Raw genomic sequence first — 12806 nt, 5'->3', positions numbered from 1 at the left:
CCTGAATGGCCCATGAAGACCTTCATTTGAATTTGCGTAACCTCACCCTGGGCGACTATGACCAGCTCCAGGAGCTGATGGATGAGGTTTATGACGACATTGGCGGCGCCTGGCCCAAGGAAACCATCAAAGCCCTGGTGGAACAGTTCCCCGATGGCCAGATTTGCATCGAGGAAGGCGGGCATCTGGTGGCCGTTGCCCTCACCGTGTGCGTGAAATACGAGCGCTTCAGCAACCCCCACGCTTACGACGATCTGATTCTCAGAAATGAAAAGATCTGGCACAACCCGAACGGCGATTCGCTATACGGCCTGGATGTCTTTATCCATCCCGAATACCGTGGCTACCGCCTTGGCCGGCGGCTGTACGAGGCCCGAAAGGAACTGTGCCGCTCCATGAACCTGCGGGCCATTCTGGCCGGTGGCCGCATTCCCAATTACTTCAAATATTCCGAGCAGTACACCCCGGAAGAGTACATTCAGCGGGTGGATCGAAAAGATATTTACGACCCGATTTTAACCTTCCAGCTCTCCAACGACTTTCAGGTCACCCGGCTGATGCACAAATACCTGCCGGAAGATGAAAAGTCGCTTGGCTACGCAACCCTGCTGGAATGGCGCAACATCCTTTATCTGCCGCCCTCGCCAGTGCTCAACGTGAAGAAAACCCAGGTTCGAATGGGGGCGGTGCAATGGCAAATGCGGGAATTCGCCTCAGTAGAAGAAGTACTGAAACAGGTTGAGTACTTCGTCGACGCACTCTCTGACTACAAGAGCGATTTCGCACTCTTTCCGGAGTTTTTTAACGCACCGCTGATGGGGCTGACCGATCAGATCGACCAGACCCGAGCCATTCGATTTCTGGCCGGTTTCACCGAACAGTTCCGCAATGAAATGTCGGACATGGCGGTCAGTTACAACATTAATATCATCACTGGCTCCATGCCGTTGATTGAAAACGACCGAGTATACAATGTGTCTTACCTGTGCCACCGCGACGGCCGGGTAGACGAGCAACGAAAGATTCACATCACGCCCCACGAACGGCGGGACTGGGTGATCGAAGGCGGTAACCAGTTTGAAGTGTTTGATACCGATGCGGGCCGAGTCGCCATCATGATCTGCTACGACATCGAATTTCCCGAACTGGGCCGGATTGCAGCCAGCAAGGATGTCGACATCGTCTGCGTGCCCTTCTGGACAGACACCAAGAACGGCTACTTGCGCGTGCGCCACTGCGCCCAGGCCCGGGCGATTGAAAACGAATGCTATGTGGTGATCACCGGCAGCGTGGGCAACCTGCCCAAGGTGGAGAACCTGGATGTGCAATACGCACAGTCTTCGGTGTTCTCGCCCTCGGACTTTGCCTTCCCGCACGATGCGGTGATGGCCGAAACCACGCCAAATACCGAAATGATCATGTTTTCCGATATGGATCTGGAGAAGTTAAAACTGGTTCGAAACGAAGGGTCGGTAACCAACCTCAAGGATCGCCGGGTAGATATGTATCAGGTGAAAACCCGCTAACGGTTACAAAAGTGAACCAGAACCTGCCCCTGGCGGTCAACCACTGACGCAGGGGCCGACAAGATTGCCAAACTTCGTCAATACGTCTATTGTTGAACCTTGATTCAAACGTGTGACTCAATGACGTTCCGAGAAAGCTCCATGCAAGAAGAATTACCAGACATTGTTGCTCGCTTTCGCATTCGCCACGGCCTTTTTCGTAAAGAAACCGTTGTGGCAAAGCTCTATGAGCTCGACAGCTTTGGCTGCGTAATGAAAACGGACAAGATCTTCGAACCGGGCGATACCGTTGTTCTCGACCTTGTAATGGATATGCCCTTCGAAGAAATACGGGCCGAAGGTGTTTCCGGGCTTGTCACGGAAAAGAGAAAGCATTGCAGCAACTTCTTCTATTCCATTGATTTTTCAGAGCTTACTGCTCGACAAAAATCCCCCGAGGCTGAACAACTGCGCCGTATTCGGGAAGTGCTTTTAAAAAAGCAGAACCTTAAATCCCGCCGGGGCTCCGGCGGTGGATCCTCCTCCAGTTTGCGACAAATGGCCTGATTCCTTTCACGTTCCCTCAATCGACTCCCGCAAGGAGACTGCGCATGGCGAAGAAAGCCAAACCGAGTGTCGAGAAAATCGTAAAAAAGGTAAACAAGGAATTCGAGAAAACGTCCGCCCGAATCGAAGGGCTGATCAACGACGCCCTCGGGCAGTTTGATACCTTGCAAAGCCAGATTCAGGAACCGGTACGCAAGCTCCTGAAAGACATGGACGAGCTGAGAGACCGCGAAATGAAGCGGTTTAACGATGAGTTTGAACGCCGGATGGACGAGTTCCAGGAATTGCAGTCGGCTCTGCTGGAGAGGTTGGGCGTGGCTCCCGGCAAAGCATCACAGGCTGCGCCCTCGGCTAAGACCAAATCAAGCAAAACCAGCGATAACAAAGCCGCAAAGCCAGCCAAAGCGACACCAAAAGCGAAGAAGCCGCTGGATAAATCGGATCTTACCCGGGTAAAAGGCATTGGCCCCGCCACCGCGAAGAAGATGCAGGATGCAGGCATTACGTCCATTGAGCAGATTGCCAATCCAACAGACGCCGACTTGAAGTTACTGCAAAACTTCAAGAGCATGAAGGGCTTCAAGGATCTCACCACAGAAGCTCAAAAGGTTCTATAGGCCAGACGAGACTGTTTCAGGGCAGCTTCATTCCTGCCCTGAAACCCGCGCCAGCGCCTCTTCCAGGCTCTTGAGCTCCTGTTCAGGGGTAAACCCGGGTGCCAACTGGTCAACCTCTTGCTTTAATCGAGCCAGAAAATCCGGGTCTGTTTCTGTGCGGTACATCAAATCTGCGAGCGCTTTCTCGTCTTTCACCGGGAAATACCCGGGATACCTATCCCCCAGCAATCCCCGGTTACCCGGAATATCAGACGCCAGTATCGGCAAGCCCGCACGGCAAGCCTCCGACACCACGTTCGCACCGCCCTCCATAACCGAGCTGATAACCATCACGTTGCAGACGGCCACCAATCGGTTCAGCCTTTCTTTGTCGAGCGGGCCCAGGTAACGAAAGCGGGCGTTGTCACGGCTTTCCTCGCGAGCCTTCTGATTCCACTCCTCGGTGTGGGCACTGCCCGCGCAGGAAACAATAATCTGCGAATCCTCAGGCAAGTAATCACAGGCCCAGGCAGCACGCAGCGAATCCTTTTCATCCCGGAGATGCCCGATCACACAAATGTGGAACTGACCGGGCTCGGCCCGCGAGCCTGCCCGCACCTCTGGTTTGGGCGCCGATTGACGCAAACACAATAGCTTGCTGTGGTACTTCGTATCGATGTCGGCGGCAACCCGGTCGTGCAGCCCTATCAGAAGATTTGCGCTGTCCATAGAGGCCAGCGTGGGCTCCGGGTACTCATGCTGAAACCGGTAAATATCGGTACCGGTAAGTACCACAATCAATTTGCCCTCCGGCCATTGCTTGCGGTACTGCGCCACAGACTCTGCACTGCGCCAGGCATGAAGCGCGATCAGGCAGTCTGTTGGTTCACCGTTGTATTCAGTACACACCTGCACCGAGTTCCCAGCGGATTCGAGCAGACCCTGCCAGCGCAGAGCTGTGGCACGATTGCCCGCTTTCGAGTCCGGGCCAGCCGGTGTCACAATGGTCAGGTTCATGGCATCTTTCTGATTTCGGTCATGGCAAAAATTCTGCACTGCGTACGGCTCCAGGTAAAGCTTTAGGCGTATATCAGTTCAGACTCGTCACGATAAACGGTATGCTTATCAGGCTTTATCACCGGCGCCCCGGTGCCGGAAAGATCCAAATAAACAAAGGAATGACGAATAATGTCTAACAAAACTTTCCGGAAGTGGGCGGCAGCCAGCTTACTGTCCCTCAGCGCGTCTACGGTTGCCATTGCAGACACCTTCGTTTTCACGGCAATCCCGGATGAAGACGAAACCAAACTGGTGGAGCGGTTCCGTGGAGTAGCGGATTATCTGTCTGAGCAGCTTGGCACAGAGGTTCGTTATATTCCTGTGAAGTCCTACGCCGCCGCGGTATCCGCATTCCGCAACAATCAGGTGCAGCTCGCCTGGTTCGGTGGCTTGTCCGGCGTACAGGCCCGCCGCCTGGTGGAAGGCTCCGAAGCTCTTGCCCAGGGTGTTGAAGATGAGGCATTCCAGACCTACTTCATCGCCAATACCAACACCGGCATAGAACCGGGCGACAGCCTGCAGAGCATGGCCGACGACCTGAAAGACCGCACGTTCACCTTTGGCTCCAAGGGCTCAACATCGGGCCGACTGATGCCGGAATTCCATATTCGAGAAGCTTTTGAGTCCGCACCGGAAGACGTGTTTTCCCGCGTTGGCTTCAGCGGCAACCACACCCGCACCCTGCGCCTGGTAGAAGCAGGCACCTATGAAGTGGGTGCGTTGAACTTCCAGGTTTGGGAGAAGGAACTTTCAGACGGCAACATCGATACTGACTCTGTTCAGGTAGTCTGGAAGACGCCCCCCTACCCGGACTATCAATGGACAATCCGTGGCGACGTCAACGAGCGTTTTGGCGATGGCTTCAAGGAAAAGGTAAAGCAAGCGTTGCTCAACCTGGATGACCCGGCTTTACTGGAGAGCTTCCCCCGCTCTGGTTTTATCCCGGCCTCGAACGACGACTACGAGCCAATCCGCAAAACGGCTGAAAGTATCGGAATTCTCGATTAATGGCCGAGTTCGATTTCCAGGGCCTGACAGCCAGTTTCAACGGAGAGCGGGTTATCGGCCCGCTCTCCTTCCAGGTGCATCGGGGCGATCACATCGGGCTGGTGGGCAAGAGTGGCGCCGGTAAATCAACCTTGATTCGGTTGCTGTACGATCGCCTGGAAGCAAAGGCTGCGCTGGTACCACAGGCCCTGGGGCTCGTGAACGCCCTGCCGGTGTTCCATAATGTGTTTATGGGGCAACTCGACAGGCATTCTGCCTGGTACAACGCCGTCACCCTGGTACGGCCTTTCCGTAAAGACCGGGAAGCGGTTCGCCTGCTGCTGGAAGAACTCGCCATACCCGAGAAACAATGGGCACCGGCGGCATCCTTGTCCGGCGGACAACGCCAGCGCGTTGCCATTGCCCGGGCGGTTTACCGGCAGGCACCGGTTCTTCTGGCAGATGAGCCGATTTCCGCCCTCGACGGACCTATGGCCCAACAGGTTATGGCCATGCTGACCAAGCATTTCAGCACCAGCATTGTCGCCATGCACGATGTAGATCTGGCGCTGGCGCACTGTACGCGGATTATCGGCATCCAGAACGGCCAGATTGCCCTGGATGCGCCCGCCAGCGAGATCGCTGCGGCCGACATCGCCACGCTCTACTAAGCGGCCCACACGCCATGCTCGCCTACCCGACCGTTCGCACCAGTTTCCTGTTTCTCGCCATCGCTCTGGCGGGCCTGCTGGTGGCCGATATCGCGATTACAACGTCGAATCCCTGGCAGGACCTCGGGCGTTTCTTTCTGGGCGTTGCCACTCCCAATTTTTTCAGTACAGAGGGCCTGTTTACCGCCCTTTTGCGGACTGTAGCCTTTGCCTTTGTAGGCGTAACCCTGGGTAGTATATGCGGTTTTTTACTGGCGCTGATCTACCGCTTTCTGCCCGTTCGCATTTTCTGCGCCTTTATTCGCGCCATTCACGAGCTATTCTGGGCGCTTATTTTCCTGCAGTTTTTCGGCTTTCACCCACTCACCGGCGTGCTGGCCATTGCCATTCCCTACGCAGGCATCTTTGCCAAGGTGTATTCGGAAATTCTTGAACAGGCGGACCCGGAACCGGCGCGCCTGCTGCCGCCGGGCACCCATGCTTTTGCGGCTTTTTTGTACGCCCGCATTCCGGACTGCTGGGCACAACTGCGCACCTACACGGCCTACCGCCTGGAGTGTGGTTTGCGCTCGTCTGCGATTCTCGGTTTTGTGGGCTTGCCAACGCTTGGCTTTTATCTCGAAGCGTCGTTTTCTCAGGGCCAGTATTCCGACGCAGGGGCCATGTTGATTCTGTTCTACGTGCTGATTGCCACCATCCCACTGTGGGTGCGCCCCCGGCTATTGCCAGCCTATGTGGTGGCCGCGCCCTTCTTTCTGGGAGAAGGCCTGCCGATTGTCTGGGGCAATGTGAAGCGCTTTTTTACCGAAGACATTATTCCCTCCCCTATCCGCAAGGGCGAGGGCCTGGCGGAGCTCTCCGGCTGGATGAGCGATTTGATGATTAACGAGGCGCTGCCGGGCATCTGGAACACGGTTGTGCTTACCCAGATTGCCCTGGTGGCCACCGGTATTCTCTCCCTGCTGGCCTTTCCGCTGATCTCCAATCACTTCGGCGGCCCGGTGCGGCGCACCAGCGGCCATATATTCCTGGTGATTGCACGATCCACCCCGGAATACATACTGGCTTATATTCTGCTGCAGTTGTGGGGGCCGTCTATGCTTCCTGCCGTGGTTGCACTGGCCCTTCACAATGGCGGCATTATCGGGCACCTGATCGGCCGGCAAACCAACACCCTGCAACTGCGGCCAGACGCACCCACAGGCTTCGCACGCTACAGCTGGGAACTGGTGCCCCGCGTATACCATTCCTTTTTGGCCTTTCTGTTCTACCGCTGGGAAATCATCATGCGGGAAACCGCCATTCTTGGCATTCTCGGCATCTACACTCTGGGCTTCTATGTTGACAGCGCCATCCAGAATATCCGGTTCGACCGGGCTATGGTGCTGATTTTGATTACCGCCCTGCTCAACATTGGCATAGATGCTCTCGGGCGCCACATCCGGCGTAAGCTCGCCCTTCAAACCATGCCCACTTGTTAGTGCCCCGTCTTTCAGTTGTTTTTGCGACATAGCTCGCTGCAGCGCACGATTACAATCCGTTACAATTGACCGCATTATCAACAAACGTCAAAAAGGGCAAAAAAATGATCGTAACCGGCGTGGTTGCGCTGACACAACTGGTTCTGCTTGGCTTGCTGGTGCTTCTGGCTCTGCGGGTCATTACCCTGTCCCGCCAAAGCCGCTTTGCCTGTGCATCACCGGGTGCTTTCTGTGAAAGCCCTGTAAATACGTTTCGGGAAACCTCCGGGCAGGCCGCTGCCAACGCCAGTCACTCACGGGATCACACCGGGCTTTTCACCCAACTTCATATACTTGCGGGGCTTCAGGAAAAAGACTGCAAAGTGAAGGGTCTAACGCTGGCTGAGGCACCCCGGGCAGTAAAGGACTACGCGACCGCCTGGCTGTACGGTGCAGGCTGTGCCCTTTGCGAACACCGGGATCGGCACACAGGTCCCCTGGCGGAAATTGTGGCGGGAATTATCAGCCGGAAGACCCTGCTGACCCAGGGCAACGCACTGGCAACCATTGATGAACTCACCCGCTGCCCGGTGTTACTGGCGTGCTACCGGGCAGGGCTCGAAGGCGCGGGATTCTGGCAGGAAAAGCAGTATGTTCCGGAGCGTGACAGCCTGTACGAGGCCATCACCGTGAATGCGTTTATCTGATGGCCGGGGCGTATTCAGGGTGTCTTATCAACCACCCAGTCCGTGCCCAGATCGACAACCGCGGCGGCATTATCCGGCTCATCTAGCGGCGCGCCGTGAATCGCCGGGCGTGAGAAACCACCATCATCGGCGTACGCCATAGACGTAACATCCACGGATCTTACCCACCAGACCCGGCCGTTGGCCCGAACACAAGCACGATGCCCCAGCCCGAAGACGAACCGGCAGTAATCCAGCTTCAACTGCTGCAAATCCTGTTCTGCCTTCTGAATCTTCCGCAACAGCACTTTTTGAACGCTTTCGCCGTATTCCATCACTTTTCCCTAACGATCTCATAAGGTTCGCCGGATTTTAGCTATTTATCGGCCTGAAAAACCAGTGCGTGGGGCACATTACCAAGCTTTTCCTGGCCGCTTTGCAAATCAATGCGCCAGACCATGCTTGCCCCGGTGGTGCAAAAAGGTGCGGTGAACACGGCGCCGTAGGAGCCCGGCCCGAGTTTCTGCAACGGCACAGGGTATTCCCCCATATACATGGACTCCCCCCGCAGTACTGCCAGAAAACGTGAAGGCGCTGCCGGTGCTGTCACTGTCAGCCGATACTCGGTGCCCTGAACGCCCTCACCTTCGGGCGTCAGTGTGACCTGCCAGTTTCCGGCATCTTCCTGCCAGTCACAGGCACCCGCAAGCAGATTACATTCCGGTAACTTGGCAGCCGGGGTGCCGTTGCTGAACCATTGGAACCCGACAGCCAGCAGGCCCAGGCCCACCAGTAAACCTGTAACGATTGCGGCTCGTACCATTACCACATCTCCCCTGCCAAAAGCGGCATTATGGGGAGAATTCCCGACATAGCAAAGGTTTCTAAACAACTGCCAGCATGAGAAAATGCCCGGCTTTACGCTCAACACCATCAGAACAGGATGCGCGCCCGTGCAACCGGACATTTCCGTAAAGCACCTGAACAAGATCTACGAAGGCGGCTTTCAGGCCCTCAAGGATGTGAACCTGGAAATTTATCCCGGCGAGATCTTTGCCCTGCTCGGGCCTAACGGTGCAGGCAAAACCACCTTGATCTCGATCATCTGCGGCATAGTTAACCCGGGAGACGGCGAAGTTAAGGCCGCCGGCTACGACATTCGCAAACAGTACCGCAAAGCCCGTGGGTCTATCGGCCTGGTCCCCCAGGAGCTGAACACCGATTCTTTCGAAACCGTGTGGGATGCTGTCTCCTTCACCCGGGGCCTGTTCGGCAAGCCACCCAAGCCGTCCCACATCGAAAAGGTTTTGAAAGACCTGTCGCTGTGGGATAAACGCAACAACCGCATTATGTCGCTCTCCGGTGGCATGAAGCGCCGGGTAATGATTGCCAAAGCCTTATCCCACGAGCCGCGAATCCTGTTTCTGGATGAACCGACCGCCGGTGTCGATGTGGAACTGCGCCGGGATATGTGGGAAATGGTGCGCAAACTCCGGGAGAACGGCACCACCATTATTCTAACCACCCACTACATCGAAGAAGCCGAGGAAATGGCGGATCGCATCGGCGTTATCCGCCAGGGCCAGATCATTCTGGTGGAAGAAAAAGATCGCCTGATGTCCAAGCTGGGTAAAAAAGAGCTGCGCCTGCAGTTACAGCAAAAGCTGGATCAGGTACCCGGCGAGCTGACCCTGGAGCCTATCGAGCTCTCCAACGACGGCTGGGAACTGGTGTACACCTTCGATTCCCAGCAGCAACAGGCCGGTGTGGCCCGGCTGTTGCGCACCCTTGGAGACCTGGAAATCGAGTACCGGGATCTGCAAACCCGGGAAAGCTCACTGGAAGATATTTTTGTCGGCCTGGTGAACGAGCAATCGCCGCAGGAACGGAGTACTGAATGAATCTTTACGGTGTAAAAGCAATCTACCAGTTTGAGATGGCAAGAATGCGGCGCACGCTGATGCAAAGCGTGTTATCGCCCGTGATCTCCACCTGCCTGTACTTTGTGGTGTTCGGGTCGGCCATCGGCTCCCGCATGGGCGACATCGACAGCATCAGCTACGGCGCCTATATCATTCCTGGCCTGGTGATGTTGTCCCTGCTGATGCAGAGCATCTCCAACGCCTCTTTTGGTATTTATATGCCGAAGTTCTCCGGCACCATCTACGAAGTGCTTTCCGCCCCCGTGTCCTACATCGAAATCGTGCTCGGCTACGTAGGCGCGGCCACCACCAAAGCCGTCATCCTCGGGCTGATCATTCTGGCCACGGCCAGGCTGTTCGTGGATTATTCCATTCTCCACCCGTTCTGGATGTTTTCCTTTCTGGTGCTCACCGCAGTAACGTTCAGCCTGTTCGGTTTCATCATTGGCATCTGGGCGGATGGCTTCGAGAAGCTACAGATCGTGCCCATGATGATCGTTACCCCGCTGGTGTTTCTGGGCGGCACCTTCTACTCCATCGACATGCTCCCGGAGATCTGGCAAACCATCAGCCTGTTCAACCCCGTGGTGTACCTGATCAGCGGATTCCGCTGGGCGTTCTACGGCGTCTCGGATGTGCATGTGGGCATCAGTGTGGGCATGACTCTGGTCTTTCTAACGGCCTGCCTGACCATCGTCTGGTGGATTTTCAAGACCGGCTACCGGTTGCGCTCATGATAGGTCGCGCACTGGTTCTTGGCGTGGCTGCCATCGTTTCCGGCTGCGGCGCCGCCGACGCCAGACCACCGGATCACTTGCCCACTGTGCAGGGATGTTTTGCTGCGGCTGAACACACACACCCGGTTGTGCTGGAAGTGGCCAGTACCCCCGAGATCCGGCAAAAAGGCTTGATGGGCCGAACCGCCATGGCGGAAAACGCCGGAATGCTGTTTACCTACGATTATGAGCGAAGCCCCGAACAGGGCTTCTGGATGTTCCAGACGTTACTGCCGCTCGATATCGCCTACCTGGATGGACAGGGCACGATTGTCAGCATCCGGCAGATGCACCCCTGCGCCTCTGCCCGGCGCAGCGACTGCCCTGGGTATCCGTCATCTGCCAGCTATCGCAATGCGGTCGAGATGAACGCTGGCTATTTTGCCAGCCACAAAATCAAGGTGGGTGATCAACTGCACTGGGATTCACCAGACCATTGCGAACCCTGATCAGCAGCCCGCCCGGTGGAAAACCGGGCGGGCGTTGGCTCAGCGGTGCTTCCAGCTCGGTTCCCGCTTGTCCAGAAACGCGGAAATGCCCTCCCGGGCATCATTGGCTTTCATATTCTCTGCCATCACCTGCGCCGTGTAGTCGTAAGCATCGGCCAGGGGCATTTCCAGCTGCCGGTAGAAAGCTTCTTTGCCGATTTTCAGGGTATGGGCGGATTTACCGGCAATGGTATTGGCCAGCGCATACACGGTTTCATCCAGGGTTTCCGGGGCAACCACCCGGTTGATCAAACCAATATTCACCGCGTGTTCGGCATCTATCATCTCGCCTGTCAGCAGCATTTCCATGGCGTGTTTGCGGCTGACATTCCGCGACAGTGCCACCATGGGCGTGGAACAGAACAGCCCTATGTTAACGCCGGGTGTAGCAAAGCGCGTACCCTGCGCTGCCACCGCAAGATCGCAGCTCGCCACCAACTGACAGCCTGCCGCCGTAGCCACCCCTGCAACCCGAGCAATCACCGGCTTGGGAAGGTTCACAATCTGCTGCATTACCTTGCTGCATTGTTGGAACAGCCGTAACTGATAATCCTGGCTGTCGAACTGCTCCCGCATCTCCCGCAAGTCGTGCCCGGCACAAAAAATATGCCCGGCCGATGCCAGCACAACAACCCGTGCTTGATGATCACCCGCAACACCGGAAAGCGCCTCTGACAACGCCTCCAGCATGGCCATAGAAAGGCTGTTTCTGCGTTCCGGATGGTTGAGTGTTACGGTGGCTATGCCGTTGTCCGTGTGCACCCGAACCAGGGCGTCTGATGGCGCATTCATAGAACACTCCCTTTACCTTTTGAATAGACGATTACGATATCTGCCAGTATTCCCAACACCGCCATCGCTGTCGAACCGACCTTCGGCGTATGGTTGGAAAACGCCAGACCAGCCTCACTGTAATAGAAGGGATGCAACAAAGGAGAAAAGGTATGTTCCGCTCAACACTGCTGAAAGCCATCGTTGCCATTGCCATTCTGGTTGGCGGCATTGTTGTGGTCATAAAGGACGAACCCGCAGCGCCGACTGGCGACATCAACAGCATAGAGCCATTACCAGCGCAGGATAGTCCGGATCGGTAGTGGAGCGGTCGGGGTAGTGTTGTCGATCACGAACAAAATGGTGCCCGGAGCCGGAATCGAACCGGCACGGCCTTACGGCCGAGAGATTTTAAGTCTCTTGTGTCTACCAATTTCACCATCCGGGCATCGGAGGGAACTGCGAAGAGGGCGGAATTGTATAAGGCCAGGTGGCGTAACGCAATTCTGTTTTATTCCTCGGGGAATTTGTGGCCACCCTCGTGCTTCGGTATGCCAGCCCTGCCCTGATAGATGAATCCTGCGATCTTGGGTGCATTGGGCATGTAGAAGGTGCTCAGTTCACGGATTTCAAAACCCGCCTGTTGAATCAAGTCTGCAATAGGCCGGTTCAGGTGACAGCCTCCGGCAACTTTGCGCCAACCAGGGGTGATGCGGTGTTGCCAGGTACACACTTTTGGGTCTGGTGATTCGCCATGTTCCAGAAACAGCAGTTCGCCATCCGGTTTCAATACCCGCTTCATCTGTTCCAGCGCTTTGCGCCAGTCGGGAATGGTGCACAGGGTAAAGGTGAGTAACACCGTGTCTACCGAGTTGTCGGGCAGCGGAATCTCCTCTCCCGGCAGATCCAGCCATTCTACGGGCACCGGTGAATTCGCCAGGTTGCGGCTGGCTTTTCGTCGCATTCCGGCGGAGGGCTCCAGCCCGTAGACGAACTCTGTGCGGTCGGAGCGATAAAACGCCAGGTTCAGGCCAGAGCCCATCCCGACTTCAAGCACCTGGCCCCGGGCTTTGGGCACCAGTTGGCTGCGCAGTTTCATTACCTGGCCGGTGGCGCAGGCTTTGTTCACCAGGTGTGGGAGAATCCGGTCTTCGTAAAAACCCATCAGACTTACCATAATTGTTTTATATCAAGGGGTGCGACAAACTGCCCTATCGAAAGCTGCTATTTTTTTAGTAGTATCGTAACTATCTGCCGGTAATAACAACATAACAAAACAGAATAAGACACCTTTGGCTAAAAAGCCCAGAGGTATCAG

Annotated in this window: 16 protein-coding genes and 1 tRNA gene; 11 read left to right on the top strand and 6 right to left on the bottom strand. The window is 55.9% G+C overall.

The features are described 5' to 3' along the window. The first annotated feature begins 5 nt into the window (after positions 1-5). From C7H09_RS04480 to C7H09_RS04470, 3 genes are all read left to right on the top strand, one after another. On the top strand, positions 6-1526 hold the full coding sequence (locus tag C7H09_RS04480; protein WP_106761420.1) for a bifunctional GNAT family N-acetyltransferase/carbon-nitrogen hydrolase family protein: 1521 nt from the start codon (positions 6-8) through the stop codon (positions 1524-1526). Between the two features lie 141 nt (positions 1527-1667). Beyond that, positions 1668-2072, top strand: coding sequence for a hypothetical protein (locus tag C7H09_RS04475; RefSeq protein WP_106761419.1), 405 nt, complete (start codon positions 1668-1670; stop codon positions 2070-2072). Between the two features lie 44 nt (positions 2073-2116). Further along, on the top strand, positions 2117-2689 hold the full coding sequence (locus C7H09_RS04470; protein WP_106761418.1) for a helix-hairpin-helix domain-containing protein: 573 nt from the start codon (positions 2117-2119) through the stop codon (positions 2687-2689). A gap of 27 nt (positions 2690-2716) precedes the next feature. Here the strand turns inward: C7H09_RS04470 and senB are convergent, their stop codons facing one another. Further along, positions 2717-3685, bottom strand: a complete 969-nt coding sequence (gene senB / locus C7H09_RS04465; RefSeq protein WP_106761479.1) for a selenoneine biosynthesis selenosugar synthase SenB — start codon at positions 3683-3685, stop codon at positions 2717-2719. A gap of 171 nt (positions 3686-3856) precedes the next feature. Here senB and C7H09_RS04460 point away from each other — a divergent pair, with 171 nt between their 5' ends. From C7H09_RS04460 to C7H09_RS04445, 4 genes are all read left to right on the top strand, one after another. After that, a complete protein-coding gene (locus C7H09_RS04460; RefSeq protein WP_106761417.1) occupies positions 3857-4735 on the top strand; it encodes a putative selenate ABC transporter substrate-binding protein in 879 nt (292 codons plus the stop codon). Further along, on the top strand, positions 4735-5385 hold the full coding sequence (locus C7H09_RS04455) for an ATP-binding cassette domain-containing protein (protein ID WP_106761416.1): 651 nt from the start codon (positions 4735-4737) through the stop codon (positions 5383-5385). The genes C7H09_RS04460 and C7H09_RS04455 overlap by 1 nt, the downstream gene beginning before the upstream one ends. A gap of 14 nt (positions 5386-5399) precedes the next feature. Continuing rightward, on the top strand, positions 5400-6866 hold the full coding sequence (locus tag C7H09_RS04450; RefSeq protein ID WP_106761415.1) for a PhnE/PtxC family ABC transporter permease: 1467 nt from the start codon (positions 5400-5402) through the stop codon (positions 6864-6866). Between the two features lie 104 nt (positions 6867-6970). Further along, positions 6971-7552, top strand: a complete 582-nt coding sequence (locus C7H09_RS04445) for a hypothetical protein (protein WP_106761414.1) — start codon at positions 6971-6973, stop codon at positions 7550-7552. Between the two features lie 14 nt (positions 7553-7566). Here C7H09_RS04445 and C7H09_RS04440 read toward each other — a convergent pair whose 3' ends face one another. Together C7H09_RS04440 and C7H09_RS04435 are read right to left on the bottom strand one after the other, a co-directional pair. Continuing rightward, the gene (locus C7H09_RS04440; RefSeq protein WP_106761413.1) at positions 7567-7866 is read right to left on the bottom strand and encodes a hypothetical protein; all 300 of its coding nucleotides are present in this window, start codon (positions 7864-7866) and stop codon (positions 7567-7569) included. A 41-nt stretch (positions 7867-7907) separates the two neighbouring features. Continuing rightward, positions 7908-8354, bottom strand: a complete 447-nt coding sequence (locus C7H09_RS04435) for a hypothetical protein (RefSeq protein WP_106761412.1) — start codon at positions 8352-8354, stop codon at positions 7908-7910. A 130-nt stretch (positions 8355-8484) separates the two neighbouring features. On the opposite strand from C7H09_RS04435, the gene C7H09_RS04430 reads away from it, so the two are divergent. Genes C7H09_RS04430 through C7H09_RS04420 form a run of 3 tightly spaced genes read left to right on the top strand, consistent with a single transcriptional unit; the run spans position 8485 to position 10678 of the window. Further along, positions 8485-9432 (top strand): ABC transporter ATP-binding protein, encoded by a 948-nt coding sequence (locus C7H09_RS04430; protein WP_106761411.1) that lies wholly within the window; start codon positions 8485-8487, stop codon positions 9430-9432. Beyond that, positions 9429-10190: an ABC transporter permease gene (locus tag C7H09_RS04425; RefSeq protein ID WP_106761410.1), complete on the top strand. Its 762-nt coding sequence runs from the start codon at positions 9429-9431 to the stop codon at positions 10188-10190. Before C7H09_RS04430 ends, C7H09_RS04425 begins: the two co-directional genes overlap by 4 nt. Continuing rightward, positions 10187-10678 carry a DUF192 domain-containing protein gene (locus C7H09_RS04420; RefSeq protein WP_106761409.1) on the top strand — a complete coding sequence of 164 codons (492 nt, stop codon included), beginning with the start codon at positions 10187-10189 and terminating at the stop codon, positions 10676-10678. The genes C7H09_RS04425 and C7H09_RS04420 overlap by 4 nt, the downstream gene beginning before the upstream one ends. A gap of 39 nt (positions 10679-10717) precedes the next feature. Here C7H09_RS04420 and C7H09_RS04415 read toward each other — a convergent pair whose 3' ends face one another. Beyond that, positions 10718-11509: an enoyl-CoA hydratase gene (locus tag C7H09_RS04415; RefSeq protein ID WP_106761408.1), complete on the bottom strand. Its 792-nt coding sequence runs from the start codon at positions 11507-11509 to the stop codon at positions 10718-10720. Positions 11510-11661: 152 nt separating this feature from the next. On the opposite strand from C7H09_RS04415, the gene C7H09_RS19845 reads away from it, so the two are divergent. Next, a complete protein-coding gene (locus C7H09_RS19845) occupies positions 11662-11811 on the top strand; it encodes a hypothetical protein (RefSeq protein WP_165794780.1) in 150 nt (49 codons plus the stop codon). A gap of 38 nt (positions 11812-11849) precedes the next feature. Here C7H09_RS19845 and C7H09_RS04410 read toward each other — a convergent pair. Together C7H09_RS04410 and C7H09_RS04405 are read right to left on the bottom strand one after the other, a co-directional pair. Further along, positions 11850-11936: transfer RNA gene (locus tag C7H09_RS04410), tRNA-Leu, on the bottom strand. Positions 11937-11999: 63 nt separating this feature from the next. Further along, positions 12000-12653, bottom strand: coding sequence for a class I SAM-dependent methyltransferase (locus C7H09_RS04405; RefSeq protein WP_106761407.1), 654 nt, complete (start codon positions 12651-12653; stop codon positions 12000-12002). Between the last annotated feature and the right edge of the window lie 153 nt (positions 12654-12806).

This window comes from Marinobacter fuscus (assembly GCF_003007675.1).
Taxonomy (GTDB): Bacteria; Pseudomonadota; Gammaproteobacteria; order Pseudomonadales; family Oleiphilaceae; genus Marinobacter; species Marinobacter fuscus.
The sequence above is the reverse complement of the archived record's forward strand: the minus strand, read 5'-3'. Positions and strand labels throughout refer to the sequence as shown.

Bases quoted from the DNA above. Each gene is read 5' to 3' on its own strand.
- C7H09_RS04435 (WP_106761412.1), bottom strand. From the start codon at position 8,354: ATGGTACGAGCCGCAATCGTTACAGGTTTACTGGTGGGCCTGGGCCTG.
- C7H09_RS04445 (WP_106761414.1), top strand. From the start codon at position 6,971: ATGATCGTAACCGGCGTGGTTGCGCTGACACAACTGGTTCTGCTTGGC.
- C7H09_RS04460 (WP_106761417.1), top strand. From the start codon at position 3,857: ATGTCTAACAAAACTTTCCGGAAGTGGGCGGCAGCCAGCTTACTGTCC.
- C7H09_RS04405 (WP_106761407.1), bottom strand. From the start codon at position 12,653: ATGGGTTTTTACGAAGACCGGATTCTCCCACACCTGGTGAACAAAGCC.
- C7H09_RS04470 (WP_106761418.1), top strand. From the start codon at position 2,117: ATGGCGAAGAAAGCCAAACCGAGTGTCGAGAAAATCGTAAAAAAGGTA.
- C7H09_RS04475 (WP_106761419.1), top strand. From the start codon at position 1,668: ATGCAAGAAGAATTACCAGACATTGTTGCTCGCTTTCGCATTCGCCAC.
- C7H09_RS04420 (WP_106761409.1), top strand. From the start codon at position 10,187: ATGATAGGTCGCGCACTGGTTCTTGGCGTGGCTGCCATCGTTTCCGGC.
- C7H09_RS19845 (WP_165794780.1), top strand. From the start codon at position 11,662: ATGTTCCGCTCAACACTGCTGAAAGCCATCGTTGCCATTGCCATTCTG.
- C7H09_RS04455 (WP_106761416.1), top strand. From the start codon at position 4,735: ATGGCCGAGTTCGATTTCCAGGGCCTGACAGCCAGTTTCAACGGAGAG.
- C7H09_RS04425 (WP_106761410.1), top strand. From the start codon at position 9,429: ATGAATCTTTACGGTGTAAAAGCAATCTACCAGTTTGAGATGGCAAGA.
- C7H09_RS04480 (WP_106761420.1), top strand. From the start codon at position 6: ATGGCCCATGAAGACCTTCATTTGAATTTGCGTAACCTCACCCTGGGC.
- senB (WP_106761479.1), bottom strand. From the start codon at position 3,685: ATGAACCTGACCATTGTGACACCGGCTGGCCCGGACTCGAAAGCGGGC.
- C7H09_RS04415 (WP_106761408.1), bottom strand. From the start codon at position 11,509: ATGAATGCGCCATCAGACGCCCTGGTTCGGGTGCACACGGACAACGGC.
- C7H09_RS04450 (WP_106761415.1), top strand. From the start codon at position 5,400: ATGCTCGCCTACCCGACCGTTCGCACCAGTTTCCTGTTTCTCGCCATC.
- C7H09_RS04440 (WP_106761413.1), bottom strand. From the start codon at position 7,866: ATGGAATACGGCGAAAGCGTTCAAAAAGTGCTGTTGCGGAAGATTCAG.